The 26,805-nt window shown below is 41.6% G+C and carries 30 protein-coding genes, 1 tRNA gene and 2 other annotated features; of the genes, 21 read left to right on the top strand and 10 right to left on the bottom strand.

Annotated features, from left to right (window positions below):
- Positions 1-6: 6 nt before the first annotated feature.
- Positions 7-834, bottom strand: a complete 828-nt coding sequence (locus HMPREF8578_RS12000; RefSeq protein ID WP_000767450.1) for an exodeoxyribonuclease III — start codon at positions 832-834, stop codon at positions 7-9.
- 133 nt (positions 835-967) lie between these two features.
- Here HMPREF8578_RS12000 and HMPREF8578_RS11995 point away from each other — a divergent pair, with 133 nt between their 5' ends.
- From HMPREF8578_RS11995 to trpA, 14 genes are all read left to right on the top strand, one after another.
- Positions 968-1,423 (top strand): DUF3290 family protein, encoded by a 456-nt coding sequence (locus HMPREF8578_RS11995; protein ID WP_000675318.1) that lies wholly within the window; start codon positions 968-970, stop codon positions 1,421-1,423.
- The gene (locus HMPREF8578_RS11990) at positions 1,420-2,055 is read left to right on the top strand and encodes a DUF421 domain-containing protein (RefSeq protein WP_000174433.1); all 636 of its coding nucleotides are present in this window, start codon (positions 1,420-1,422) and stop codon (positions 2,053-2,055) included. Before HMPREF8578_RS11995 ends, HMPREF8578_RS11990 begins: the two co-directional genes overlap by 4 nt.
- A gap of 206 nt (positions 2,056-2,261) precedes the next feature.
- Positions 2,262-4,007 carry an ABC transporter ATP-binding protein gene (locus HMPREF8578_RS11985; RefSeq protein WP_000022598.1) on the top strand — a complete coding sequence of 582 codons (1,746 nt, stop codon included), beginning with the start codon at positions 2,262-2,264 and terminating at the stop codon, positions 4,005-4,007.
- Positions 3,997-5,739, top strand: coding sequence for an ABC transporter ATP-binding protein (locus HMPREF8578_RS11980; protein WP_001180033.1), 1,743 nt, complete (start codon positions 3,997-3,999; stop codon positions 5,737-5,739). Before HMPREF8578_RS11985 ends, HMPREF8578_RS11980 begins: the two co-directional genes overlap by 11 nt.
- A gap of 183 nt (positions 5,740-5,922) precedes the next feature.
- Entirely contained in the window at positions 5,923-6,615 is a 693-nt protein-coding gene (locus tag HMPREF8578_RS11970) for a sugar transferase (protein WP_000922224.1), read from the top strand.
- A 42-nt stretch (positions 6,616-6,657) separates the two neighbouring features.
- Positions 6,658-7,884 carry a DegT/DnrJ/EryC1/StrS family aminotransferase gene (locus HMPREF8578_RS11965; RefSeq protein WP_001134534.1) on the top strand — a complete coding sequence of 409 codons (1,227 nt, stop codon included), beginning with the start codon at positions 6,658-6,660 and terminating at the stop codon, positions 7,882-7,884.
- Between the two features lie 42 nt (positions 7,885-7,926).
- Positions 7,927-8,152 (top strand) — a binding site (T-box leader).
- Between the two features lie 65 nt (positions 8,153-8,217).
- Positions 8,218-9,396, top strand: a complete 1,179-nt coding sequence (trpB, locus tag HMPREF8578_RS11960; protein ID WP_000208452.1) for a tryptophan synthase subunit beta — start codon at positions 8,218-8,220, stop codon at positions 9,394-9,396.
- Positions 9,393-9,618 (top strand) — a binding site (T-box leader). It overlaps the preceding gene by 4 nt.
- 377 nt (positions 9,619-9,995) lie before the next feature.
- Positions 9,996-11,357 carry an anthranilate synthase component I gene (gene trpE, locus HMPREF8578_RS11950; RefSeq protein ID WP_000439668.1) on the top strand — a complete coding sequence of 454 codons (1,362 nt, stop codon included), beginning with the start codon at positions 9,996-9,998 and terminating at the stop codon, positions 11,355-11,357.
- Positions 11,354-11,920: an aminodeoxychorismate/anthranilate synthase component II gene (locus HMPREF8578_RS11945; RefSeq protein ID WP_000601931.1), complete on the top strand. Its 567-nt coding sequence runs from the start codon at positions 11,354-11,356 to the stop codon at positions 11,918-11,920. Before trpE ends, HMPREF8578_RS11945 begins: the two co-directional genes overlap by 4 nt.
- Before the next feature lie 10 nt (positions 11,921-11,930).
- Positions 11,931-12,935, top strand: coding sequence for an anthranilate phosphoribosyltransferase (gene trpD, locus HMPREF8578_RS11940; RefSeq protein ID WP_000658691.1), 1,005 nt, complete (start codon positions 11,931-11,933; stop codon positions 12,933-12,935).
- Complete coding sequence (trpC, locus tag HMPREF8578_RS11935) at positions 12,932-13,699, top strand: indole-3-glycerol phosphate synthase TrpC (protein ID WP_000076524.1); 768 nt, start codon at positions 12,932-12,934, stop codon at positions 13,697-13,699. The genes trpD and trpC overlap by 4 nt, the downstream gene beginning before the upstream one ends.
- Positions 13,686-14,285, top strand: coding sequence for a phosphoribosylanthranilate isomerase (locus HMPREF8578_RS11930; protein WP_000169873.1), 600 nt, complete (start codon positions 13,686-13,688; stop codon positions 14,283-14,285). Before trpC ends, HMPREF8578_RS11930 begins: the two co-directional genes overlap by 14 nt.
- Positions 14,263-15,486, top strand: coding sequence for a tryptophan synthase subunit beta (trpB, locus tag HMPREF8578_RS11925; protein ID WP_000331278.1), 1,224 nt, complete (start codon positions 14,263-14,265; stop codon positions 15,484-15,486). Before HMPREF8578_RS11930 ends, trpB (HMPREF8578_RS11925) begins: the two co-directional genes overlap by 23 nt.
- Positions 15,479-16,255, top strand: coding sequence for a tryptophan synthase subunit alpha (gene trpA, locus HMPREF8578_RS11920; RefSeq protein WP_001127047.1), 777 nt, complete (start codon positions 15,479-15,481; stop codon positions 16,253-16,255). Before trpB (HMPREF8578_RS11925) ends, trpA begins: the two co-directional genes overlap by 8 nt.
- Here the strand turns inward: trpA and HMPREF8578_RS11915 are convergent.
- Positions 16,227-16,886 (bottom strand): prepilin peptidase, encoded by a 660-nt coding sequence (locus HMPREF8578_RS11915; RefSeq protein ID WP_000566518.1) that lies wholly within the window; start codon positions 16,884-16,886, stop codon positions 16,227-16,229. The genes trpA and HMPREF8578_RS11915 overlap by 29 nt on opposite strands.
- A 69-nt stretch (positions 16,887-16,955) precedes the next feature.
- Between HMPREF8578_RS11915 and HMPREF8578_RS11910 the strand changes: the two genes are divergently transcribed.
- The 3 genes from HMPREF8578_RS11910 (at position 16,956) to HMPREF8578_RS11900 (ending at position 18,631) form a co-directional block, all read left to right on the top strand.
- Positions 16,956-17,411 carry a GNAT family N-acetyltransferase gene (locus HMPREF8578_RS11910; RefSeq protein ID WP_002893438.1) on the top strand — a complete coding sequence of 152 codons (456 nt, stop codon included), beginning with the start codon at positions 16,956-16,958 and terminating at the stop codon, positions 17,409-17,411.
- Positions 17,412-17,514: 103 nt separating this feature from the next.
- Complete coding sequence (locus HMPREF8578_RS11905; protein WP_000085630.1) at positions 17,515-18,039, top strand: hypothetical protein; 525 nt, start codon at positions 17,515-17,517, stop codon at positions 18,037-18,039.
- A gap of 70 nt (positions 18,040-18,109) precedes the next feature.
- Positions 18,110-18,631 carry a hypothetical protein gene (locus HMPREF8578_RS11900; protein WP_000493732.1) on the top strand — a complete coding sequence of 174 codons (522 nt, stop codon included), beginning with the start codon at positions 18,110-18,112 and terminating at the stop codon, positions 18,629-18,631.
- 216 nt (positions 18,632-18,847) lie between these two features.
- On the opposite strand, the gene HMPREF8578_RS11895 is transcribed toward HMPREF8578_RS11900, so the two are convergent.
- The 5 genes from HMPREF8578_RS11895 to HMPREF8578_RS11875 form a co-directional block, all read right to left on the bottom strand.
- Positions 18,848-19,051: a CsbD family protein gene (locus HMPREF8578_RS11895; RefSeq protein ID WP_000102421.1), complete on the bottom strand. Its 204-nt coding sequence runs from the start codon at positions 19,049-19,051 to the stop codon at positions 18,848-18,850.
- Between the two features lie 41 nt (positions 19,052-19,092).
- Complete coding sequence (locus tag HMPREF8578_RS11890; RefSeq protein ID WP_000072929.1) at positions 19,093-19,677, bottom strand: Asp23/Gls24 family envelope stress response protein; 585 nt, start codon at positions 19,675-19,677, stop codon at positions 19,093-19,095.
- A gap of 11 nt (positions 19,678-19,688) precedes the next feature.
- Positions 19,689-19,859, bottom strand: a complete 171-nt coding sequence (locus HMPREF8578_RS11885) for a DUF2273 domain-containing protein (RefSeq protein WP_000454669.1) — start codon at positions 19,857-19,859, stop codon at positions 19,689-19,691.
- Between the two features lie 11 nt (positions 19,860-19,870).
- Positions 19,871-20,434 (bottom strand): alkaline shock response membrane anchor protein AmaP, encoded by a 564-nt coding sequence (amaP, locus tag HMPREF8578_RS11880; protein ID WP_000045613.1) that lies wholly within the window; start codon positions 20,432-20,434, stop codon positions 19,871-19,873.
- A 99-nt stretch (positions 20,435-20,533) separates the two neighbouring features.
- Positions 20,534-20,770, bottom strand: coding sequence for a GlsB/YeaQ/YmgE family stress response membrane protein (locus HMPREF8578_RS11875; RefSeq protein ID WP_000964741.1), 237 nt, complete (start codon positions 20,768-20,770; stop codon positions 20,534-20,536).
- Positions 20,771-21,066: 296 nt separating this feature from the next.
- Between HMPREF8578_RS11875 and HMPREF8578_RS11870 the strand changes: the two genes are divergently transcribed.
- The 3 genes from HMPREF8578_RS11870 (at position 21,067) to HMPREF8578_RS11860 (ending at position 23,848) form a co-directional block, all read left to right on the top strand.
- Positions 21,067-22,548 (top strand): M protein trans-acting positive regulator PRD domain-containing protein, encoded by a 1,482-nt coding sequence (locus HMPREF8578_RS11870; protein ID WP_001205299.1) that lies wholly within the window; start codon positions 21,067-21,069, stop codon positions 22,546-22,548.
- Between the two features lie 247 nt (positions 22,549-22,795).
- Entirely contained in the window at positions 22,796-23,017 is a 222-nt protein-coding gene (locus HMPREF8578_RS11865; RefSeq protein ID WP_002893437.1) for an immunity protein YezG family protein, read from the top strand.
- A gap of 120 nt (positions 23,018-23,137) precedes the next feature.
- A complete protein-coding gene (locus HMPREF8578_RS11860; protein WP_000085250.1) occupies positions 23,138-23,848 on the top strand; it encodes a hypothetical protein in 711 nt (236 codons plus the stop codon).
- Between the two features lie 248 nt (positions 23,849-24,096).
- On the opposite strand, the gene HMPREF8578_RS0102300 is transcribed toward HMPREF8578_RS11860, so the two are convergent.
- From HMPREF8578_RS0102300 to HMPREF8578_RS11850, 3 genes are all read right to left on the bottom strand, one after another.
- Positions 24,097-24,525 (bottom strand): XRE family transcriptional regulator, encoded by a 429-nt coding sequence (locus HMPREF8578_RS0102300; RefSeq protein ID WP_329524706.1) that lies wholly within the window; start codon positions 24,523-24,525, stop codon positions 24,097-24,099.
- An 80-nt stretch (positions 24,526-24,605) separates the two neighbouring features.
- Positions 24,606-24,678 (bottom strand) — tRNA-Lys (locus tag HMPREF8578_RS11855).
- Positions 24,679-24,941: 263 nt separating this feature from the next.
- On the bottom strand, positions 24,942-26,213 hold the full coding sequence (locus HMPREF8578_RS11850; protein ID WP_001113201.1) for a replication-associated recombination protein A: 1,272 nt from the start codon (positions 26,211-26,213) through the stop codon (positions 24,942-24,944).
- 114 nt (positions 26,214-26,327) lie between these two features.
- Between HMPREF8578_RS11850 and HMPREF8578_RS11845 the strand changes: the two genes are divergently transcribed.
- Positions 26,328-26,798: a DUF3013 family protein gene (locus tag HMPREF8578_RS11845; protein WP_000257096.1), complete on the top strand. Its 471-nt coding sequence runs from the start codon at positions 26,328-26,330 to the stop codon at positions 26,796-26,798.
- Positions 26,799-26,805: the final 7 nt, after the last annotated feature.

Raw genomic sequence — 26,805 nt, 5'->3', positions numbered from 1 at the left:
TTCTCCTTAGAGTTCAATTTCCAATACAATTGGCGTATGGTCTTGGCGCGCACCTGAGTCAATCATGTCAGACTTAGTTACCTTTTCAGCCACGCGATTGCTGGTGAGCCAGTAGTCGATTCTCCAGCCTGTATTGTTGATTTTAGAAGTCTTGCTGCGTTGTGCCCACCAAGTATAGCGCTCTGGGACATCACCATGAATGTGGCGGAAGGTGTCAGTAAACCCAGTTGCCAAGAGGTTGGTAAATCCAGCACGCTCCTCGTCTGTAAATCCTGGTGAACGGCGGTTGCTGGCAGGATTTGCAAGGTCGATTTCCTTGTGAGCTACGTTGTAGTCTCCAGTCGCAAGGACTGGTTTTTCTTTGTCTAGTTGCGCCAAATACTCAGCATATTTGACATCCCAGACTTGGCGTTCTTCCAAGCGTTTGAGCCCATCACCAGCGTTTGGAGTGTAAACTTGCGTTACGAAAAATGTATCAAATTCCAAGGTGATGATGCGGCCTTCCAAGTCCATGGTAGAAGGAGCCCCGATTTCTGGGAAGCTAATCGTTGGCGTGAGTTCTTTCTTATAAAGGAACATGGTTCCAGCGTAGCCTTTGCGGGCAGGCTCTTGAGAGGAACGCCAAGTGTTTTCATAACCTGGGAAGAGTTCTTCTAAAATTTCCAAGTGTTTCTTTGTAGGCCCTTTTGCAGAAAGCTTGGTTTCCTGGATAGCGATAATATCAGCATTTTCAGCTACCAAGGTTTGTAGGACTTCTTGGGACAATTTTGCACGAGCTGAGTCGCTCGTTAGGGCAGCATTGAGGGAATCAATATTCCATGATATGAGTTTCATAAACTTACCTTTTTCATTCAGATTACAGACTATATTATACCAAAAAAAGGCGTATTTCCCCAACGTATGGTTTGAAAAATCACCCTCTTTCGTTTATAATTAAGAATGATTTTATGAAAGGGAGTGAAAATACATGAAATTCTATTCTTATGACTATGTCCTCAGCCAAATCGGTCAGCAAAATGGCATCATGATTGCTTTAGGGATTGTCCTATTAGCTGTGACAGGATTTTTAGCTTTCAAGGCTTACCATGATAAAAAGGGGACCAAATTTCGTGAGTTGGTCATGATTTCAGCTTTGACCTTATTAGCTCTCCTTTTGGTCAGCATCACAACTTATCAAAATAATCAAGTTTCTAATAATAAATTTCAAGCTTCACTTCATTTCATCGAGCTTGTTTCCAAAGAATTGGGAGTAGACAAGTCAGAGGTTTATGTCAATACTTCTGCAGATACGGATGGCGCACTTATCAAGGTCGGAGATCGCTATTACCGTGCCTTGAACGGAAGTGAGCCAGACAAGTACCTGCTAGAGAAAGTGGAATTGTATAAAACGGATGCAATTGAACTGGTGGAGGTGAACAAATGACACTCAATTATATCGAAATTTTAATTAAACTAGCCTTGGGTCTCTTTTCTCTGGTTTTCGTAATTAATGTGACCGGAAAGGGTAACCTAGCGCCTAACTCAGCAATAGATCAAATTCAGAACTATGTACTCGGGGGGATCATCGGTGGGGTGATTTACAATAGCGCTATCAGTATCCTTCAGTATGCAGTTATCCTGATTATGTGGACCATTCTGGTCTTGACTCTCAAATGGCTGAACAATAATGTTCACTTTGTGAAACGTTTGATTGATGGGAAGCCAACCCTGCTCATCAAAAATGGGAAGATTGATCCAGAAGCCTGCCGTTCGGTTGGTTTATCAGCAGCGGACGTAGCTCTTAAGCTACGTAGTCAGGGAATTTTCCAAATGAAACAGGTCAAACGCGCTATGCAGGAGCAGAACGGTCAACTTATCGTAGTCCAAATGGGAGATGAGAATCCCAAGTATCCTGTTGTCACAGACGGTGTGATCCAAGTCGAAATTTTGGAGACCATTGGTCGGAGCGAAGAATGGCTACTTGATAACCTCAGCAAACAAGGGTATGACAATGTTGCCAATATCTTTATCGCTGAGTATGACAAGGGTGCCGTCACAGTCGTAACTTATGAATAAGAAAAACCTGGGGTCTTGTACTCTTCAAAAATCAAATTCAAACTGCGTCAACGTCGCCTTGCCGTATGTAGGTTACTGACTTCGTCAGTTCTATCTACAACCTCAAAGCAGTGCTTTGAGCAGCCTGCGGCTAGTTTCCTAGTTTGCTCTTTGATTTTCATTGAGTCTTGGCCTCAGGTTTCCATTTGCAATCAGAAAGGGATTTTATGTCCATTATTCAAAAACTCTGGTGGTTTTTCAAGTTAGAAAAGCGCCGTTATCTAGTCGGGATTGTGGCCTTAGTCTTGGTTTCCGTCCTCAATCTCATTCCCCCCATGGTCATGGGACGGGTGATTGATGCCATTACGTCGGGGCAATTAACCCAGCAGGACCTCCTTCTTAATCTATTTTATCTACTGCTGGCAGCCTTTGGGATGTACTATCTGCGCTATGTTTGGCGCATGTATATCCTTGGAACTTCCTACCGTCTGGGGCAGATTATGCGGTCTCGTTTGTTTGAGCATTTTACCAAGATGTCGCCAGCCTTTTATCAGACCTATCGGACAGGGGATTTGATGGCGCACGCTACAAATGACATCAATGCCTTAACTCGTCTCGCAGGTGGTGGTGTCATGTCTGCGGTCGATGCCTCTATCACGGCTCTAGTGACCTTGCTGACTATGCTCTTTAGCATTTCATGGCAAATGACCTTGGTTGCCATTCTTCCCTTGCCTTTTATGGCTTATGCGACCAGTCGTCTAGGGAGAAAGACTCATAAGGCTTTCGGAGAATCTCAAGCTGCCTTTTCCGAACTCAATAACAAGGTGCAGGAGTCTGTATCAGGTATCAAAGTGACCAAGTCTTTCGGTTATCAGACGGATGAGCTGGAGTCTTTTCAGGAAGTAAATGAATTGACCTTCCAAAAGAACCTGCAAACCATGAAATACGATAGTCTCTTCGATCCCATGGTTCTCTTGTTTGTTGGTTCGTCCTACGTTTTAACTCTTTTGCTCGGTTCTTTGATGGTTCAGGAGGGGCAGATTACGGTTGGAAATCTGGTTACCTTTATCAGCTACTTGGATATGCTGGTTTGGCCTCTTATGGCCATTGGCTTCCTCTTTAATATCACTCAGCGAGGCAAGGTTTCTTTCCAGCGGATTGAGGAACTTTTGTCTCAGGAATCACCTGTAAAAGACCCTGAGTTTCCTCTGGACAGTATCGAAAATGGACGTTTGAAGTACGCCATTGACAGCTTTGCCTTTGAAAATGAGGAGACACTGACGGATATTCACTTTAGTTTAGAAAAAGGACAAACCCTAGGCTTGGTCGGTCAGACAGGCTCTGGAAAAACATCCTTGATTAAGCTCCTCTTGCGTGAATACGATGTGGATAAGGGAGCTATTTACCTAAACGGTCATGATATTCGGGACTATCGTCTGACAGACCTTCGTGGTCTCATGGGCTATGTTCCTCAGGACCAGTTTCTCTTTGCGACCTCTATCTTAGACAATATCCGCTTCGGCAATCCGAACTTGCCCCTTTCAGCAGTCGAGGAAGCGACCAAGCTAGCACAAGTTTACCAAGATATTGTAGACATGCCTCAGGGATTTGATACGCTGATAGGTGAAAAAGGAGTCAGTCTCTCAGGTGGTCAAAAGCAACGTCTGGCAATGAGTCGGGCTATGATTTTAGACCCTGATATTTTGATTTTAGATGATTCCTTGTCCGCCGTGGATGCCAAGACGGAGTATGCAATCATCGACAATCTCAAGGAGACGCGGAAGGATAAGACAACCATTATCACAGCCCATCGCCTCAGTGCAGTTGTACATGCAGATCTGATTTTGGTTCTGCAAAATGGCCAAATCATAGAACGCGGTACACACGAAGACCTGCTAGCTTTAGATGGCTGGTATGCCCAAACCTATCAGTCTCAGCAGTTGGAAATGAAAGGAGAAGAAGATGCAGAATAAGAAAGAACAATGGGCTGTATTGAAGCGCTTGATGTCCTATCTCAAGACCTATGGCCTCCTGACCTTTTTGGCACTCAGTTTTCTCCTCGTGACTACAGTCATTAAAAGTGTCATTCCCCTTGTGGCTTCCCACTTTATCGACCAGTACCTCAGCAACCTAAACCATCTTGCTATTACAGTTTTATTAGCCTACTATGGTCTTTATCTCCTACAAACTCTAGTTCAGTATGTCGGCAATCTTCTCTTTGCGCGGGTGTCCTACAGTATTGTCAGAGATATTCGTCGCGATGCCTTTGCCAATATGGAGAAACTGGGCATGTCTTATTTTGACAAGACGCCAGCAGGTTCCATCGTTTCTCGTTTGACAAATGATACCGAGACCATCAGTGATATGTTTTCGGGGATTTTATCCAGCTTTATTTCAGCAGTCTTCATCTTTCTGACAACCCTGTATACCATGTTGGTGCTGGATTTTCGTTTGACAGCTTTAGTCTTGCTCTTTCTTCCCTTGATTTTCCTTTTGGTCAATCTCTACCGGAAAAAATCAGTGAAAATCATCGAGAAAACCAGAAGTCTCTTGTCAGATATCAATAGTAAGCTGGCAGAGAATATCGAGGGGATTAGGATTATCCAGGCCTTTAATCAAGAGAAGCGCCTGCAGGCAGAATTTGATGAAATCAACCAAGAACACTTGGTCTATGCCAACCGATCTGTAGCCTTGGATGCCCTCTTTTTGAGACCTGCTATGAGTTTGCTGAAACTCCTAGGCTACGCTGTTTTGATGGCTTACTTTGGTTACCGTGGTCTTTCAATCGGGATAACAGCCGGAACCATGTATGCCTTTATCCAGTACATCAACCGTCTTTTTGATCCCCTGATTGAGGTGACGCAAAACTTTTCAACCCTTCAAACTTCCATGGTGTCTGCAGGTCGTGTCTTTGCCTTGATTGATGAAATGACCTATGAGCCTCTTCAAGAAGATGAGCAAGCAAAAGTCCAAGAAGGCAATATCCGTTTTGAACATGTGTGTTTCTCATATGATGGCAAACATCCGATTCTGGATGATATTTCCTTTTCAGTTAACAAGGGCGAAACCATTGCCTTTGTAGGTCATACAGGTTCGGGGAAATCTTCCATTATCAATGTCCTCATGCGCTTTTATGAATTTCAGTCAGGCCACGTTCTCTTGGATGGTGTGGATATTAGAGACTACAGTCAGGAAGAGCTGAGAAAAAATATCGGTTTAGTCTTACAAGATCCCTTCCTCTATCACGGGACTATCAAGTCCAATATCGCCATGTACCAAGACATTAGTGATGAAGAGGTCCAGGCTGCGGCTGCCTTTGTGGATGCAGATTCCTTTATTCAGGACCTTCCGCAGGGTTATGATGCCCCCGTTTCCGAGCGTGGTTCGAGCTTTTCTACTGGCCAGCGCCAGCTTCTTGCCTTTGCTAGAACAGTCGCCAGTCAGCCTAAAATCCTGATTTTGGATGAAGCGACAGCCAATATTGACTCTGAAACAGAAAGTTTGGTTCAAGATTCCCTAGCTAAGATGAGACAGGGACGGACAACCATTGCCATTGCTCATCGCCTTTCGACCATCCAGGACGCCAACTGTATTTATGTCTTGGATAAGGGGCGCATCATAGAGAGTGGAACCCATGAGGAACTCTTGGCCTTGGGAGGAACCTATCACAAAATGTATAGCTTGCAGGCAGGGGCCATGTCCTAATACTCTTTGAAAATCTCTTCAAACCATGTCAGCTTTATCTGCAACCTCAAAGCTGTACTTTGATTTTCATTGAGCACCAGAAGGAAATTCTTCAAATCACAGATTTCTTGCACCGCCTTTTCCATTTTGTGGTATAATGAAAAATGTTGACAAATAGTATAATAAAAACAAAGGAGAAACAGCATGCTGAAATGGGAAGACTTGCCCGTGGAAATGCAATCAAGCGAGGTTGAGTCTTATTACCAGCTTGTCTCTAAAAGGAAGGGTTCGCTGATTTTCAAGCGTTGCCTAGACTGGGTTCTGGCTCTGTTTTTGCTAGTTTTGACTTCTCCCATCTTTCTTATCTTGAGCATTTGGATCAAGTTGGATAGCAAGGGACCTGTCATTTACAAGCAAGAGCGCGTGACCCAGTACAACCGTCCGTTCAAGATTTGGAAGTTCCGTACTATGGTAACGGATGCGGATAAAAAAGGAAGCCTGGTGACTTCTGCTAACGACAGCCGCATTACCAAGGTTGGAAATTTCATCCGCCGTGTGCGCTTGGACGAACTACCTCAGCTGGTCAATGTCCTTAAAGGCGAGATGTCCTTTGTAGGGACCCGTCCTGAAGTGCCACGTTACACCGAGCAGTATAGTCCTGAAATGATGGCGACCTTGCTCTTGCCAGCAGGAATCACCTCTCCAGCCAGCATCAACTACAAGGATGAGGACACGATCATCAGTCAGATGACAGAGGAAGGTCTGTCGGTTGACCAGGCCTATGTAGAGCATGTTCTTCCTGAAAAGATGCGCTATAATCTCGCCTATCTCCGAGAATTTAGTTTCCTTGGAGACATCAAAATCATGTTTCAAACCGTGTTTGAAGTGCTAAAATAAAGTAGTCATAAGAAAATGAGTACAGATAAAAGGAGCAAATCAATGCCAAATTACAATATTCCATTTTCACCACCCGATATTACAGAAGCAGAAATTGCTGAAGTAGCGGATACCCTGCGCTCTGGTTGGATCACAACAGGTCCTAAGACAAAAGAACTGGAGCGTCGCTTGTCTCAATACACACAGACACCTAAGACTGTCTGCCTCAACTCTGCGACAGCCGCTCTTGAGTTGATTTTACGTGTTTTGGAAGTGGGATCAGGTGATGAAGTCATCGTTCCAGCTATGACTTATACAGCTTCATGCAGTGTCATCACACACGTAGGAGCGACACCTGTCATGGTGGATATCCAAGCAGATACGTTTGAAATGGACTATGACTTGCTAGAGCAAGCCATTACTGAAAAGACTAAGGTGATTATTCCGGTTGAGCTTGCAGGGATTGTGTGCGACTATGACCGTTTGTTCCAAGTTGTGGAGAAAAAACGTGATCTCTTTACAGCTGCTAGCAAGTGGCAAAAGGCCTTTAACCGTATCGTGATTGTCTCTGATAGTGCTCATGCTTTGGGATCTACTTACAAAGGACAACCAGCTGGATCTATCGCTGACTTTACTTCCTTCTCATTCCATGCCGTTAAGAACTTTACAACTGCTGAGGGAGGAAGTGCGACTTGGAAAGCCAATCCAGCGATTGACGACGAAGAGATGTACAAGGAGTTCCAAATCCTTTCCCTTCACGGTCAAACAAAGGATGCTCTTGCCAAGATGCAATTGGGTTCATGGGAATACGATATCGTCACACCAGCCTACAAGTGCAATATGACCGATATCATGGCTTCGATTGGTTTGGTACAATTGGATCGTTACCCAGCTTTGCTAGAACGTCGTAAGGACATCGTGGACCGCTATGATCGTGGTTTTGCAGGTACTCGTATTCACCCACTGGTACACAAGACTGATACTGTCGAATCTTCACGCCACCTCTACATCACCCATGTAGAAGGAGCAAGTTTAGAAGAACGCAACCTTATCATCCAAGAATTGGCCAAAGCAGGAATTGCAAGTAATGTACACTATAAACCGCTTCCTCTCTTGACAGCCTATAAGAATCTTGGTTTTGATATGGCAGATTATCCAAGGGCCTATGCCTTCTTTGAAAATGAAATTACCCTCCCTCTTCACACTAAATTAAGCGATGAAGAAGTTGATTACATCGTTCAGACTTTGGTGAGAATTTCTGAAGAAATCCTCGGTTCTGGAAAAAAATAATAAAAAATCTTGACAAAAAGCGGACAATAGCATATAATATTCTCAACAAATCAGAAAAGTAACTATTTTTGATCTTCAGGGAGCCTGTGGTGATTGTGAACAGGTGGTTGGAAGTAGTGAAAGTGGGCTGATTTTAAAAATGAATTTGAAACAATGAAAATTCGGTGCGCACACCTTACAGTGCAACTTGTTGTTAGACAAGGCAGAGATGTAAAGGGGAATAGTCCCTTTATAATTGAGGTGGCACCGCGTTACCAACGCCCTCACACAGAATCCAATCTGTGTGTGGGCTTTTTTCATATCTTTAAATTAATACTGAAAGAGGAAAAATTTATGACAACTAAAGGTTATTTTGGACAATTTGGTGGTAGTTTTGTACCGGAGCCGATTCAGGCTTTGTTGGATGAGTTGGAAGTGACATTTGATAAATACAAGGATGATTCAGAATTTTTGGCAGAATTTCGCCATTACTTGAAGGATTATTCTGGTCGCGAAACACCGCTTTATTTTGCGGAAAGTTTGACAGACCACCTAGGTGGGGCTAAGATTTATCTTAAACGTGAAGACCTGAACCACCTTGGTTCTCACAAACTCAACAACGTTTTAGGACAAATCCTTCTTGCCAAACGTATGGGCAAAAAACGAGTGATTGCAGAAACAGGAGCTGGTCAGCATGGTGTTGCGACAGCAGCTGCTGCAGCCAAGTTTGGTATGGCTTGTGATGTCTACATGGGGGCAGAAGATGTGGAGCGTCAACGTCTCAATGTTTTCCGTATGGAGATGATGGGAGCAACTGTCCATGCAGTTGAAACAGGCACTCGTACCCTCAAGGATGCGGTCGATGCAGCTTTTGGAGCATGGATGAATGACCTTGAAGCCTTCTACGTTTTGGGATCTGCTGTAGGACCTCATCCTTATCCTACAATTGTTCATGAATTCCAAAAGGTCATCAGTGAAGAATCTCGTCGTCAAATCTTAGAAAAAGAAGGTCGTTTACCAGACTACGTCATTGCCTGTGTAGGTGGTGGTTCCAATGCCATCGGTGCTTTTTCGCAGTATGTGGCTGATGAAGAAGTCAAATTGGTTGGGGTCGAAGCTGCTGGTCATGGGCTTGACACAGACAAGCATGCAGCCACTATGACAAAGGGTAGTGTCGGAATTGTCGATGGTATGAAGACCTATGCAGTCTTTAAGGAAGACGGAGAGCTGGCGCCAGTTTACTCTATCTCAGCTGGTTTGGACTATCCAGGGGTTGGCCCAGAACACGCCTACTTCAAAGATTCTGGCCGCGTGGAATACGTAGCAGCGACAGATGAAGAAGCTGTTCAAGCCTTGCTCCTTCTAAGCAAGACTGAAGGGATTATCCCAGCGATCGAAAGTTCGCACGCTATCGCAGAGGCGGTTAAACGTGCACCGAAACTAAGTAAAGATGAGATTATCATCATCAATGTCTCTGGTCGTGGAGACAAGGACGTAGCTGCCATTGCAGACTACCTAGAAGCTAAAAAATAATAGATGGAAAAATTACAGTCTTTTCTCTCACAGAGAGCTTGTGGTTGCTGGAAACAAGCAGAGAATGCTGTAAGGTTGGGTCCATCTGAAACAAGAGAAGAAAACATAATTCTCAAGGGAGTGCCCTTTATCGCACAGCCTGTTACAGGAGGTATCTGAGACAGGGATGAGAGATAGGAGAAATCCTATAATTGAGGTGGCACCGCGAATTTCGTCCTCACGCAAGTTATTTTGCGTGGGGATTTTTATATATTTATCGTAGATATGGCTATCAGTTTTAAATTATGCTTTATCACTAAATAAATTTCTATAAAATATTTGCGAACGAAGTGAGCATTAAACCGCTATTTCCCGCCATAGTGGTATTCTAGAGAAGCATCTTTGCTTCTCTAGAACGGAATTTTTGAGAGTAAAATAGTTCGGGGAACTATTTTAGCCTGAGCCTAGAAATGAATGAGCGAGGAGCTCGAAAATTAGGTCTTTCATTTCATGGATTTCTAAAATCATCCACTGGATAATTTTACCTCCCGTCCGCACTATTTAAGGGAAATAGAAAAAAGACAAAAAATTAAAAATAAGAAACTGAAAGGGAAATTACAATGGAACGAATCATTCATGGAGATGTCTTATCACCAATCTTGGCTTATATGCGCCTAAAGGGGCAACACAAGGTTATCTTAGAGAGTATTCCGAGAGACAAGGAAACCGCTCGTTTTTCTATCCTAGCCTATAATCCAGTTTTTGAGATTCAGTTTGAAAATGGAGTCCTTTATCAAAATGGTCAAGTGATTGATCGGGATCCCTTGGATTTCCTTTATGAAGTGACTCATAAGAGCCAGCACCATTCAGACCTACCTTTTGGTGGGGGAGCTATTGGCTTTGTTGGTTACGATATGATTTCTCTTTATGAAGAAATTGGTCAAATCCCTCAAGATACCATTGGGACGCCAGACATGCATTTCTTTGTCTATGAGAGTTACATGGTCTTTGACCACAAGAAGGAAAAAATCCATGTCATTGAGGATGCTCTTTACAGCGAGCGTGTTCAAGAAGACTTGGAAAAAGCTTTGAACCAAGTACTTGAGGAATTACGCATTCCTGCTCCAAATGAATTTGAAGACTTGGATCTATCTCCGCTGGACTTCAAACCGCATATCGCTCCTCAGAAGTTTGAGCAAATGGTCGAAACAGCTCGTGACTTGATTCGTAATGGTGATATGTTCCAATGCGTGCTCAGTCAGCGTTTCTCAGCAGAAGTTACTGGAAATCCATTTGACTTCTACAGAAATCTCCGCGTGACCAACCCATCTAATTACCTCTATTTCTATGATTTTGGTGATTATCAAATTATCGGTGCCAGTCCTGAAAGTTTGGTTTCTGTCAAAAATGGCGTTGTAACAACCAATCCGATTGCCGGTACGCGACCAAGAGGGGCTACGGATGAAGAGGACAAGGCTTTGGCGACAGACCTGCTTTCTGATGAGAAGGAAACAGCAGAACATCGGATGTTGGTAGACTTGGGGCGTAATGATATTGGCCGCATCTCTGAAACGGCCAGTGTCCAAGTCACCAAGTATATGGAAGTGGAGCTCTTCCGCTATGTTATGCATTTGACCAGCGTGGTGAAAGGGCGTTTGCTTCCAGAACTCACTGCTATGGATGCCTTGAAATCAACACTTCCAGCTGGAACAGTTTCAGGAGCACCAAAGATTCGGGCCATGAGACGCATCTATGAACTGGAAACGGAAAAACGTGGCGTATACGCAGGAGCAATCGGCTACTTGTCTGCAACGGGCGATATGGATTTCGCTATTGCCATCCGAACCATGATTCTCAAAAACCAAACAGCCTATGTGCAGGCTGGGGCAGGGATTGTCTATGACTCTATTGCCCAAAATGAATACCAAGAAACCATTAACAAGGCAAAATCTATGACTAGAATTGGAGAACTAAGACCATGATTTTATTGATTGACAACTATGATTCTTTTACCTATAACTTGGCTCAATACATTGGGAATTTCGCAGAAGTGCAGGTCTTGAGAAATGATGATTCCAAGCTGTATGAAGAAGCTGAAAAAGCAGATGGTCTGGTCTTTTCTCCCGGTCCTGGTTGGCCAGTGGATGCCGGAAAGATGGAAGACATGATTCGTGACTTTGCAGGCAAGAAGCCAATTCTAGGGATTTGTTTGGGGCACCAAGCCATCGCAGAAGTCTTTGGTGGGAAGCTAGGTTTGGCTCCAAAAGTCATGCATGGAAAACAAAGCAATATCAGCTTTGAAGCGCCATCTGTTCTCTATCAAGGCATTGAGGATGGTCGTCCAGTCATGCGTTATCACAGTATTTTGATTGAAGAAATGCCAGAAGAGTTTGAAGTGACAGCTCGTTCGACTGATGACCAAGCTATTATGGGAATTCAACACAAAAGCCTGCCGATTTATGGCTTCCAGTACCATCCAGAAAGTATCGGAACGCCAGATGGCTTGTCTTCTATTCGGAATTTTATCGAGAAGGTTGTAAAGTGAGGAAACTAGGATGAAAGAGATTATTGAAAAATTAGCAAAATTTGAAAATTTATCAGGTGTGGAAATGACGGATGTCATTGAGCGTATCGTAACTGGGCGCGTAACAGAAGCTCAGATTGCTTCTCTTCTCTTGGCCCTTAAGATGAAGGGGGAAACACCGGAGGAACGCACAGCCATTGCACAAGTCATGAGAGGCCATGCCCAACACATTCCAACTGAAATCCATGATGCTATGGATAACTGCGGTACAGGTGGAGACAAGTCTTTCAGCTTTAACATTTCCACAACTGCAGCCTTTGTCTTGGCTGGTGGCGGCATTCATATGGCTAAGCACGGTAACCGTTCGATTTCTTCTAAATCGGGTTCGGCAGATGTCCTTCAAGCATTGGGCATCAATCTTGACCTCAAACCAGCTGAACTAGGTAAGGTTTTCGATAAAACTGGAATCGTTTTTCTCTTTGCTAAAAACATGCACCCAGCTATGAAATACATCATGCCCGCTCGTTTGGAGTTGGGAATTCCAACGATTATGAACTTGACTGGTCCACTGATTCATCCAATGGCCTTGGAAACACAGTTGCTTGGCATTAGTCGTCCAGAACTGCTAGAAAGTACAGCTCAGGTTTTGAAAAATATGGGTCGCAAACGTGCCATCGTGGTTGCTGGACCAGAAGGGTTGGATGAAGCTGGCTTGAACGGGACAACTAAGATTGCTCTTCTTGAAAATGGCGAAATCACCTTGTCAAGCTTCACTCCAGAGGATTTGGGGATGGAACGCTACGCTATCGAAGATATCCGTGGTGGCAATGCTCAGGAAAATGCAGAAATTTTGCTCAGCGTTCTTCAAAACGAACCAAGTCCATTCTTGGAAACGACAGTTTTAAATGCTGGTCTTGGTTTCTATGCCAATGGTAAGGTAGCTAGTATCAAGGAGGGAGTTGCCTTGGCCCGTCAAGTGATTACCAGTGGCAAGGCCCTTGAAAAACTCAGACTGTTACAGGAGTACCAAAAATGAGTCAGGAATTTTTAGCACGAATTTTAGAGCAGAAGGCGCGTGAGGTCGAGCAAATGGAGCTGGAGGAAATCCAGCCCTTGCGCCAGACTTATCGCTTGGCAGAATTTTTGAAGAATCACCAGGACCGTTTGCAGGTAATCACTGAGGTCAAGAAGGCTAGCCCTAGTCTGGGAGATATCAATCTCAATGTGGATATTGTGCAACAGGCCCAGACTTATGAAGCGAACGGCGCAGTGATGATTTCGGTTTTGACAGATGAAGTTTTCTTTAAAGGGCATTTGGATTATCTGCGGGAGATTTCCAGTCAGGTGCAGATTCCGACGCTCAACAAGGACTTTATCATCGATGAAAAGCAAATCATCCGTGCTCGCAATGCCGGTGCGACAGTCATCTTGCTCATTGTGGCAGCCTTGTCAGAAGAACGCCTCAAAGAACTATACGACTATGCGACAGAGCTTGGTCTGGAAGTCTTGGTGGAGACTCACAATCTAGCTGAACTAGAGGTGGCCCACAGACTGGGTGCTGAGATTATTGGGGTTAACAACCGCAACTTGACCACCTTTGAAGTCGATTTGCAGACCAGTGTAGACTTGGCCCAGCACTTTGAGGAAGATCGCTATTACATTTCTGAATCTGCTATTTTCACAGGGCAGGATGCGGAACGAGTAGCACCATACTTTAACGGAATTTTGGTAGGAACAGCTCTCATGCAGGCAGAAGATGTAGCCCAGAGAATCAAGGAGTTGCAGATTGACAAAGGTTAAGATTTGTGGATTGTCGACCAAAGAAGCGGTGGAGATAGCCGTATCAGCAGGGGCAGACTACATCGGTTTTGTCTTTGCACCTAGTAAAAGGCAGGTGACCTTGGATCAGGCTGCTGAGCTGGCAAAGCTCATTCCTGTTAACGTTAAAAAGGTTGGTGTATTTGTTTCACCAAGTCGGGCAGAACTGCTAGAAGCGATTGACAAAGTTTGCTTGGACTTGGTTCAAGTTCATGGTCAGGTAGCGGATGACTTGTTTGAGGATTTGCCTTGTGCCAGCATTCAGGCCGTGCAGGTGGATGGAAATGGTCATGTCCCCAATTCTCGGGCAGACTATCTACTCTTTGATGCGCCTGTGGCAGGGAGTGGTCAGACCTTTGACTGGGGCCAACTGGATACAGCAGAACTTGCTCAGCCCTTCTTTATCGCAGGTGGGCTTAATGAAGACAACGTAGCAAAAGCGATTCAACACTTTACTCCCTATGCAGTCGATGTATCAAGCGGAGTGGAGACAGATGGACAAAAAGATCAGGAAAAGATTAGAAGATTTATAGAGAGGGTAAAGCATGGCATATCAAGAACCAAATAAAGATGGATTTTACGGAAAATTCGGCGGACGTTTCGTCCCAGAAACATTGATGACAGCAGTTTTGGAGTTGGAAAAAGCTTATCGTGAAAGTCAGGCAGACCCAAGCTTTCAAGAGGAATTGAACCAACTTTTGCGCCAGTACGTAGGACGTGAAACTCCCCTTTACTACGCAAAAAACTTGACCCAGCATATCGGCGGAGCCAAGATTTATCTCAAACGGGAAGACCTTAACCATACAGGTGCTCACAAGATTAACAATGCCTTGGGACAAGTTCTTCTGGCTAAACGAATGGGCAAAAAGAAAATTATCGCTGAAACAGGTGCTGGTCAGCACGGTGTGGCAACTGCAACAGCTGCGGCCCTCTTTAACATGGAATGTACCATCTACATGGGTGAGGAAGATGTTAAACGCCAAGCCCTTAATGTGTTCCGTATGGAGCTTTTAGGAGCTAAGGTTGAGGCTGTGACAGATGGTTCGCGCGTGCTCAAGGATGCGGTCAATGCAGCTCTTCGTTCTTGGGTAGTTAATATCGATGATACCCACTATATCCTAGGCTCTGCCTTGGGGCCTCATCCATTCCCAGAAATTGTTCGTGATTTCCAAAGTGTCATCGGTAGAGAAGCTAAACAACAGTACCGTGACTTGACAGGTCAAGATTTACCAGATGCCCTAGTAGCCTGTGTAGGTGGTGGTTCTAATGCTATTGGTCTCTTCCATCCATTTGTAGAAGATGAGTCTGTAGCTATGTATGGGGCTGAAGCAGCTGGACTTGGTGTGGATACAGAGTACCACGCAGCGACCTTGACCAAGGGACGTCCAGGTGTTCTCCATGGTTCTCTCATGGATGTGCTCCAAGATGCCCATGGTCAAATTCTTGAAGCCTTCTCTATCTCAGCAGGTTTGGACTATCCTGGTATCGGTCCAGAACATTCTCACTACCACGATATCAAACGTGCCAGCTATGTTCCTGTGACGGACGAGGAAGCCTTGGAAGGATTCCAACTCTTGTCTCGTGTGGAAGGAATTATCCCAGCCTTGGAATCTAGCCACGCCATCGCTTTTGCAGTGAAATTGGCCAAAGAACTTGGTCCAGACAAGTCAATGATTGTCTGCCTATCCGGTCGTGGGGACAAGGATGTAGTTCAAGTCAAAGACCGCTTGGAAGCAGATGCAGCAAAGAAGGGAGAAGCCCATGCCTAAGACACTAACAGAAAAATTGAATGCTACTAAAGCAGCAGGAAAAGGAATTTTCGTTCCCTATATCATGGCTGGGGACCACGAGAAAGGCTTGGAGGGTCTCGCTGAAACAATCCACTTTTTAGAAGATTTGGGTGTTTCAGCCATTGAAGTGGGTATTCCCTTTTCAGACCCTGTTGCAGATGGACCTGTGATCGAAGAAGCAGGCTTGCGCAGTCTAGCTCATGGGACTTCTACCCAAGCTTTGGTTGAAACTTTGAAAACCATTCAGACAGAAATCCCACTTGTCATCATGACCTACTTCAACCCCCTCTTTCAGTACGGTGTGGAGAAATTTGTCAAAGACCTGGCAGATACAGCAGTTAAGGGCTTGATCATTCCAGATCTGCCTCATGAGCATGCCAACTTTGTGGAGCCCTTTTTGGCAGACACGGACATCGCCTTGATTCCCCTAGTTAGTTTGACGACAGGACTCGACCGTCAAAAAGAGTTGATCAAGGGAGCTGAAGGCTTCGTCTATGCTGTTGCCATCAATGGGGTAACAGGGAAATCAGGCAATTACCGTGCAGACTTGGACAAGCACTTGGCGCAATTGCATCGAGTAGCTGACATCCCAGTCTTGACAGGTTTTGGTGTGTCTAGTCAGGCTGATGTGGAACGTTTCAATGCGGTGTCAGATGGTGTTATCGTCGGTTCGAAGATTGTAAAAGCTCTCCACCAAGGAGAGCCGATTGAGGACTTTATCAAACAAGCAGTAGCTTACCAAAAATAATCAAACAAACAGCAAGTAAGAGGAAAGGCACGAAAGGAAGTCTTTCCTTTTTCTTTTGCAGGAGAAAGGCCAGAATGCCTGCCGCAGAAGCGAACTGAATCAAGATGAGTAATTCTGTCACGCTAAAGACGAGCGCACAAGAAGCCAGAAAGAGAAAATCCCCTGCACCCATGCGGATATCTATGAAATGAGCCATGATTCCAAGGATAATGAAGAAGACCATGACTAGATTCCAACCACAGAAAGCCATGAGGATTAGGTGGAAAGTCATCCAGACCAGCAAGGGATATTCCTGATGGCGAAAGTCATAGATTCCTAAGGTCAGGCCAGCAGTGATGAGGATGATTTGACCCAAGGAAATCCATCCCCAAGACCAAGCTAGAAAGAGGATTCCTAAGCCGAGTTCAAAGAGGGCATACCAGAATGGATAACGAATCTTGCAGTAGCGACAGCGAAAGCGATTAAATACCTGCGAGAGGATAGGAATCAAATCCAACGGACGCAAGCGAGTCTGACAGGAATCGCAGTGACTAGCTGGTCGGATAATGGATTGCTCAGGAAAACGGTCAATGACCAAACCCAAGAAAGAAGCGAGAATGCTCCCGACAAGAAAAAAATAAAGATCAATCATACTTATCTATTCGTAAAAAATAGGAGAAGTAGTATAATGGAGAAACATAGATAAGATGGTGAGGTCAAGATGATGATTCGTTTTGAAGAAAATGTGAGCACAGAAAATGCTCAGCACGTATGCCAATGGTCCAACTCCCTTGGCAAATCCTTTCAAGAACAATGGATGGGAACAATGATTCCTTTTCCCTTAACAATTCAAATCTTGCAAGATTTGGAAGGAATCTTTTCAATATTTGATGAACAAGAATTTGTGGGGCTTATCCAGAAAATCAGGCTAGAAGACAGGAATCTTCATATCGGGAGATTTTTTATCAACCCTCAGAAGCAGGGGCAAGGCTTAGGTAGCCAGGCTTTAAGAAAATTTGTTAGTTTGGCCTTTAAAAATGAAGACATAGACACTATTTCTCTAAATGTCTACGAGGCAAATCAAACAGCTTACAAGCTTTACCAAAAAGAAGGATTTGAAATCGTTCAAATGGTTGAAGTACCTATACGAAAATACATCATGAAAAAGGGCAGATAGCAGTCACATGGGGCTAGAGTCCCAAGGATTTTCAAGGAAAAGGAAGTTATCTTTCAAAGTTAGAAACAAGACTTCTATGATTTCTTAGATAGAGGAGATAAACATGTCGAGATGTAGAAAAATACGAATCTTGCTCGCTTCTGTACTTGCCTTAGTTGTTGGTATCACTCTTTATTCTCAGTATCAAAGCCACCAAGAACGCTTCCAATTAAAGACTTCTTTTGAAGAGAGGGACAATACAGCTGTCTTACAACATTTAATGGATTCAGGAAAATATGCGTCTGACATGCGAAAAGCAGGCTATATTGTTCCTCCCGACGGTGCCATCCGCTTGGATGGAGGAATTGACTCCATAGGGATAAAAGGAGACATCGATTTGAAAATGTCGAATCCTGGCAGGGATGAAGTCTCGGTTTTATTTGCAACAATGGTAAATGAGGAAAAAATAAATGCCTACTATATTTTAGATAATCATTTAACCCTAAAACGTAGTTACTATTCTAATATTAGTAATCAGAAAAAAGAAAGTGTGAACATCTCTCAAGCCGAAGAAGAACGCCTATTAAAGATTGTTCGAAAAGAGTTGAAAGCTTTTCTAGATAAGATGTATCAGACTTTATATGGTTGATGGCACTATTGAGAAACTAACACGAGATCTTGTTTAGAATGTCAACGATGATAAGAAAGGAGGGACAAGAATGTTTACAGAATTGCTCTTTATTGTCTCTTTACTGTTACTTTTACGTTTGTTTAAGAGTAGGCGCTCACGAATGATTATAGGAGTCTTGTATAGTTTGCTGCTAGTCTGGTTTGTCATTTCCGTTTTGAACTATGGCAAATACACTCTTCAACCAGGTCAATCCGTCAACTTAAGAGTAAATCCCAGAACACAAGATTTGGAATACTATTCAATCTTCATCTTGAAGAAAAACGATTCAAGTAAAATTAAATTAACTGGCTCAAGTGTTTGGAGTGAGAGTAATGGTGATGTTTACTATGAAGTAGAGGAACAAAAAATTATAAAAAGTCATGGTTTCGATGAGGAGGATGAAGAACTTCCAAACAATCAAGCAGATATTTATTTAGAAAAAGATGGAGTTGTTGTGAGTTACCAAGGTGAAAAAGTCTTTGATGCCACCAATAATAAGCCCTACACGATAACCATTACCAATGTAGACAACCAACCAGCCCAATTTGAAGCTCAGGTGGTGGATAAGTAAGCACGTCTAGTAGTGTGTAAGCTTTTAAATGTTCTTTCTTTAAAAGGGAGATATTATTTTAAGTAAACAAAAAAGCCTTGATTCCAAGGCTTTTCCTGTTAAGAATCTCTTTTAACGAAAAATGGGAAGCGTGTTTAGAATCCGATCTACAAAAAAGAGGACATTTACGGTCCTCTTTTTGACTACTATAATGAAAAGGTCAATTAACGTTTAGCCTTATTTTTCGTCTTTGTGAAGCATGTTTTTAACACCTTCAATAGCGCCTTCGACAGCGTCTTTTGCATCTTCAGCAACTTCTTTTACTTTAGAAACAACTTTTTCAGCTGTTCCTTCTTTTTCCATTTTTTCATCGCCGATCATTTTGCCGACACCTTCTTTAATGGAACCTTTTGCTTGGTTTAATTTTTCTTCTGTTGACATGATTCTGCCTCCTTTAAATTGATTGATTTTGATTAGATGAATTAGTGTACGCGAGCATTTTCTTTTGTTTCGCCTTTAACGGCTTCAACACCTTCGCCTACTTTTTCTTGAACAGCAGCAACACCTGAACCGATACCAGATTTCACTTTTTCAAATTGTTCTGAAGCAAATTCTCCTGTTGAAGAAGCCACGTCAGTTACTCGATCTTGAAGGCTAACTGAATCTGCTTCATGCTGTTCCTTCGTTTTGATATCAACAACATTCACATTGACTTCAACAACTTCTAGATCCGTCATTTTTGTAACTTGTGATACGACAACATCTTTGATTTCTTTGTACAAAGCAGGGACATTCTTTTGGTATTCAACAACAATGTTCAAGTCAACTGCAACTTGCTCTTTCCCAACTTCAACATTGACACCATGAGTGACATTATCTGTATTGATAATTTTTTCTGTTAGATTAGAGAAGAATCCTCCATCCACATCCAAAAGTCCAGGTACTTTTTCAAGTGAAAGACCAATGATTTTTTGGATTACTTTATCCTCATAAGTGAGTTCCCCTTTAACATTTTGAGAAACAGCAGCAACATCTTTTTTTTCTACATTTTTATCTACGTTTGACATACGAGACTCCTTTATTTATTTAAATATTTTTCCTTAACATAGTATCCTGCAAATGCTCCTAGGGCTCCACAAATAAGTACAAATAGTGTTTTGAAAAAGCCAAAGGATAAGATAAAGCAAGCGAGAATGACACCTACTAGACCTGCAATAATTGGATACTGATATTTTTTAAACCATTCCATTTTTTACTTCCTTACTTTACACGACTAACAGTCTTTTTGGTCGTTTTTGGAGGTTCAAATTCTTTCACTTTAACTTCAAGTTTTACCTCACGTTCAATACCAAAGAACTGCTTTAATCCATGAGTTATTTCATTCTGAATGACAAGACATCGTTTTGAGATGTTGTCTGAAGGAAGAATTTTGCCCTCAACATAAACGAAACATTTATTTTTGCGGCTATTTACATGGACTGTTGGTTCTTTGATCAACTGATGATCAATGACCAAACATCGAACAAAGCCTTCGATAGCTGAATTTTTTAGTTTTAATGTATCTTCTTGAGTCTCTAATTGAATCTCTAAATACTGTTTAGGATAGAAGAGTATTACTAGCATTGAAATTAACACTAAAACAGATAGGACAAGTGTCCCCCAAAAGACATATCTAGCAATCAGAAATTCAGCGTAGAGTTCTCTCCAACTGAATAAGTGGATATCTAAATCACTGACCTGATGATAATCTATGAGAATAGGAAGGAAAATAGCCAAGATTAAAATACAGAAAATAAGTAACAATATTTTCTTTGATTTTGACATATTAAATCCTTTCAAATGAAAAGCTTTAAACCATAATTTTACCCGTCTACAGTATTCAAAATTATGGCTTATCACTTTTAATTTCTTATTAGGTAATGCTTATTTTTTACCAAATAGAAATGAAACGACTGCAACAACAATCACTGCACCTACGATTGACGGAATAATAGCCATTCCAGCCAATGAAGGTCCCCAGCTTCCTAGAAGTGATTGCCCTACAGATGAACCGATAAGACCTGCAAAGATATTTGCAATCAATCCCATTGAACCACCTTTTTTAGTGATTGCACCTGCGATGAGACCAATAAGACCTCCTACAATAATGGACCACAACATAGTGTATCCTCCTTTTCTATTTCTAAATCAAAGAATCAACATCTTTGATTGAACTAATTATATACTATCTCAACTTGGAAGCATAATAGTTCGTCTTAAAAACCGTACTGTAAACATGTACTCTAGATACAGATAAATAAGAAAAGCTTGATTCTAATGAGTTTCTAGGTGATGAAGCGAGTCTTTTCATAGCAAGCTAAAGTCGTTGTATGAGGATAAATACACTCTGTGTGGTATAATTGCATGAAGATTGAAAGACAATCATTTAGTTTATTATAAAGAAAGAAAAGTTATACATGAGAGATTTATTATCGAAAAAAAGTCATAGACAATTAGAATTATTGGAATTACTATTTGAAAACAAACGCTGGTTTCATATTTCAGAACTAGCAGAATTATTGCACTGTACAGAACGTTCTGTAAAAAATGACTTGTCCCATGTCAGGTCTTCTTTTCCTGACTTGATATTTCATTCCTCAACAAACGGCATCCGTATCATTAATACCGATGATAGTGATATTGAGATGGTCTATCATCATTTTTTTAAGCATTCAACCCACTTTTCAATTTTAGAATTTATCTTCTTTAATGAAGGATGTGATACTGATAGTATTTGCAAAGAGTTTTATATCAGTTCTTCCTCTCTTTACCGTATCATCAGTCATATTAATAAAATTATTAAGAAGCAATATCGTTTTGAAATTAGCCTCAATCCAGTTCGAATCACTGGAAATGAGATTGATATCCGTTACTTTTTTGCCCAGTATTTTTCAGAGAAATATTATTTCCTTGAATGGCCATTTGAAGATTTTTCTGTAGAACCTTTGTGTAAACTGTTGGCACTAGTCTATAAAGAAACTTCATTTCCTGTCAATTTCGCCACTCAACGAATGTTAAAGTTACTCCTCGTAACAAATTTATACCGAATAAAGTTTGGTCATTTCTTGGAAGTTGAGAAAAATTCTTTTAACAATCAATTGTTGGAATCTTTTATGCAGGCAGAAGGCATCGAAGAGATTGTAGCGAGCTTTGATTCTGAATATCATATCTCTCTGAATAAAGAAGTAATCGGTCAACTATTTGTATCCTATTTTCAAAAAATGTTTTTCATAGATGAAGAAGTATTTCTGAACCATGCAAAAACAGACAGCTATGTAAAAAAATCGTATCAGTTATTGGGCGATCTAGTAGATCAGGTATCAAGAGAGTATAATCTCCAAGTAGACAATAGAGATAATCTGATTTGGCATCTGCATAATACAGCACATCTGCATCGCCAGGAATTATCGACAGAGTTTATCCTATTTGATCAAAAAGGCAATACAATCAAGAACTTTCAAAATATTTTCCCTCGCTTCGTTTCAGAGGTGAAGGAAGGGATTGAACACTATCTAGAGGCTTTGGATATGGATCGTAGTTCAATGAAGGTCAATCATTTGACCTATACTTTTATCACCCATAGCAAACACTTGGTGTTAAACCTTTTACAAAATCAACCTAAATTAAAGGTTTTGGTTATGAGTAATTTTGATCAGTATCATGCAAAATCAGTAGCCGAGACACTTGCTTACTATTGCAGTAACAATTTTGAACTGGAAGTTTGGAGTGAATTAGAGTTATCACTTGAGTCTCTAAAAGAATCACCTTACGACATCATTATTTCTAATTTTATTATTCCTCCTATTGAAAATAAGAGACTGATCTATTCCAATAATGTCAATACAGTCGCTCTCATCTCTTTGCTTAACGCAATGATGTTTATTCGACTAGACGAGTAACTAAGAATAACAAAAAACGCTACATAGCGTTTTTTGTTTTATAAGAAAAGAATTTCCTCTATACTAGACTCAGAATATCCTAAGAACTTAAACAAAAAAGCCCTGAAACCAAGGCTTTTCCTGTTGTATCTAGATGCCCCCTGCATGGATTTGGAAAGAATTTTCATACTGATAGTAATTAAAAATATTGAAATATAAGTGATTTTAGGGAAATACTTTTAGGTATTTTCAATGTCATTATTTAAAAATGGGGCAAAAGTGGGGCAAAATCGAATGGCTCATAAAGGTTCTTGGCATGAACTTATCTGCTGAATTTGACTATGCACCATGGAATCAAAGTGGCTTTGGACCAAGTGCTCTTTTAAAATATTTTAAGTATAAATACCTTGGTTTTGAACCTCAAGATGAAAAAGAACTAGAGCAGTTCAAGGCAATGGAGACCTTCAAAATAGAGCAGAATGCAAAATAGTTTGCTTGGATCAAAGATTGTCTTTTAAGCGTTCTTTTGTGATTTAATAAAAGTTGGTACATGGGTTTTATGGTATACTAGTGTTAAAATATCATTCAGAACAGATAAGTAGGTATATTTATGTCGAGAGCTTTAAAGAAAAAGAAAGCAGTGATTGAAGAACGCTACCACGGCCCTTTGATTACAAATGAAGTTAGTTTAGGTTATATTAAGTTATATCCATGGATTGGTTTGGCATTGAGAGGTTTTATGTATTTGGTTGGAAGTTATGAAGATAATCTAGGTATTTTTAAAGGGCTTTCTTTGCTTTGCGGTGTTGTGAATATATTTGGTATTATCATTTCTTTTATTCCCTATTTGGTAAACGCCTGGAAGACTTTAACATATTATTTAATAGCCCTCACAGTGTTAAGTTTAGTGATAGGTTTAGATTTTATTGGTTTATTAATGGTTATTTCAGACGGAAGTCCTATCGGAGCTAAGGAGATATATCAATCACCTCTCACTCCATTTTATATTATCTTTATATTACTTCTTTTTATCTTTGCATGTGGTCTTTATGCTTGGTATTATCTTCCAAAGAACCAGGGTAAAGTCTGGGCCTTTAATCAAGTAAAAGAAGGAGATAGAAAGAAAACGTGGTGGAATAATTTTTCAATAGCTTTTGCTGGGGCAACAATCATTCCCTCCCTCCTAACCGGTTATATTCAGATTGCTTTTGGTGTTTTATTGGGAATTTTATTGACTTTGACTTTGCCGGCTGTCATGGTAGATGCAGTTTATGCAGCAATTTATATAAGGAAGCATCCTGATTATGAAGAGTTGACTTAAAGAAATTATAAAGACTAAAAAATAATCAATAATTAATTATAGTACTTGCAAAAATCCTTTATTCTAATTTTTTAGATCAAGGATTTTTTGTTATTTCAAAAAAATATATAACAGACTTAAATTATCTTAAAAACGAACTTATACTATCTTATCTTGAAAAATATGTTGCATTATTATAGTATTTATGGTTTGAATTGGTTTTTCAATATGTTTCTCTTGTCAGGATACTCTAAAAAGATTACTTTCTGTTAATCTAATAAATCTTTATTTTCAATTAAGAGTTCTAGTGGAGATTTGTCTCTTGCTACAATAAAACCAGGTTCATATTGGGTATGAAATGTTCTTTTCTGAGAAGTTGGATCAGTATACAACTCTTCTCCATCTTCTGTGTATAGTTGGTTGCCTCTTGTTAGGTAAAGTAAATCCTCTAAGTACTGTCCATCAGTTTGTAGGAATTGTTCGATGTATTTGACCGCTTTTAAGATCTCACTTACTTTATCAGAGTATTCATTCGATTCAAGAACACTCTTTTCTAACCCAATCTCTTTACTAGTTCCAAATAGTTGGGTTGGAGTTGCATTAAAATATTCTGCTATCTTATCCAAATTTGCAAAGGTAGGATAGCTTTTTTGTTTTTCGTAGAGGAGCAAAAGAATTTTTTTACACAAAAAATATATCTTGAGTATCTGTTGATAGAATAAAAGTAGGGAGGACACAAAAAAAGCCCTGATTCCAAGGCTTTTCCTGTTGATTTAGATGCCCCCTGCAGGGCTCGAACCTGCGACCCATAGATTAAGAGTCTACTGCTCTACCAACTGAGCTAAGGAGGCAAAGAAAAAGCTGTATTGGTGCCGAAACTTCACGGTTTGTATTGAACCCGCGCAATTAAGCAGGTGGGCAACTCGCTCTAACTGAAGCTGTTTCCGTGTGAGACGGCCTACATGCTGTTAGAAGACTTTTGTTTCCCTAATAATACAAAAAATAGTCGGTCAACACTTAAGTGTGAAGTCGTACACCACAGCGTTTCTATGTTTATATGATACCACTTTTTCAAAAAAAATCAAGAGGAAAATGCAATTATTTGAAAAGGATTTCACAAGTCCCGTAATTTATCAATGGTTTCCTTGCGTTGCGCTAAAGCCCGTTCGTACTTGCCAGTATCCTCCGGAGTGAAGTAGCGCTGGTCTTTGATTTTTTCGGGCAGATAGTCCTGCTTGACCCAGTTTCCAGGATAGTTGTGCGGATAGAGATAGTTTTGCGCATTCCCTAGTTCCTTGCTTCCATTGTAGTGACCATCGCGCAGGTGTCGAGGGATAGGCAAATGCCCTGATGTTTTGAGATCAGCAAGGGCCTTGTCCATCGCCACATAGGCTGAGTTGGACTTGGGTGAAAGTGCCAAATCAATCACGACATTGGCGATGAGGATGCGAGCTTCTGGGAAGCCAATCTTTTGAGCAGCATCTAGAGCAGTTACAGTATGAATCTGGGCTTCAGGATTGGCCAAACCGATATCTTCATAAGCGATAACGGTCAAGCGACGAGCGAGACTGGGCAGATCACCAGCTTCAATCAAGCGGGCAGCATAGTGGAGACTGGCATCGACATCCGAGCCACGGATGGACTTTTGTAAAGCAGAGAGAACATCATAATGTCCATCTCCATCCTTGTCCATAGTAATATAGCTCCGCTGAAGGCTATTTTCCATGATATCCAGTGTGATATGGCGGATACCCTTGTCATTTTCGGGAGTAGAGAGAACGGCTAAGTCTAGTGAATTAAAGGCAGAACGCAGGTCTCCGTTTGTAGAGGTTGCGATAAAATCAAGGGCATCCTCATCTAGCTCTACTTGGAAATCAAAACCACGCTCAGGGTCAGTTAGAGCGATTTGAATCGCCCCTTTAACATCTTGATTAGACAAGGTTTCTAACTCAAAAATCTGAACACGGCTACGAATGGCAGGAGTGACAGAAAAGAAAGGATTTTCAGTCGTAGCGCCAATCATGATGACCAGACCACTTTCCAAGAGGGGAAGTAGAAAATCTTGCTTGGTTTTGTCAAGTCGATGGATCTCGTCCAGTAGTAGGACCAATCCACCGGAGAATTTAGCTTCTTCCGCGATTTCTTGGAGTCGCTTTTTACTATCAACAGTCGCATTGAAGGTCCGAAAGGCATACTTGGTCGTTCCAGCGATGGCAGAGGCGATACTGGTCTTGCCGATTCCTGGAGGTCCGTAGAGAATCATGGAGGACAGACGATTGGCTTCCACCATGCGACGGATAATTTTTCCAGGTCCGACCAGATGCTCCTGACCGATGACTTGGTCGATGGTTTTGGGGCGCATGCGAAGCGCGAGATTGTCTGGCATAGCAGTCCTTTCTAACATGAATTTCTGATGTATATGTGGTAAGATGGTAGTATCTATTTTAGCATATTTCCGAGCAATCGGGGCGATTAAAGAGTCGCATAGAAAGAGGACAAAATGGCAACATACGGATTTTTAGATGTTTTAGAGGAGGAGTTGGACAAGAACTTTCCCTTTGACTTTGAGATTAGTTGGGACAAGCGCAATCACGCGGTAGAAGTGAGTTTTTTACTAGAAGCGCAAAACGCTGCAGGTGTGGAGATGGTGGATGAGGATGGAGAAGTTTCGTCAGACGATATCCTCTTTGAGGAAGCGGTTCTTTTCTACAATCCTGCCAAGTCAACGGTTAATGCAGAAGACTATTTGACGGTCATCCCTTACCTGCCTAAAAAAGGATTTTCTCGTGAATTTTTAGCTTATTTTGCACTTTTCCTCAAAGATACTGCCGAGGTTGGACTGGATGCCCTTATGGACTTTTTGGAAGACACAGAAGCAGAAGAGTTCGTCATGGAATGGAATCAAGAAGTCTTTGAAGAAGGAAAAGTTGGCTTGGAGGAAGGGGAGTTTTATCCTTACCCGAGGTATTAGGAAGAAG

Source organism: Streptococcus oralis ATCC 49296 (assembly GCF_000185265.1).
GTDB classification, from domain to species: domain Bacteria; phylum Bacillota; class Bacilli; order Lactobacillales; family Streptococcaceae; genus Streptococcus; species Streptococcus oralis_BC.
The sequence above is the reverse complement of the archived record's forward strand: the minus strand, read 5'-3'. Positions and strand labels throughout refer to the sequence as shown.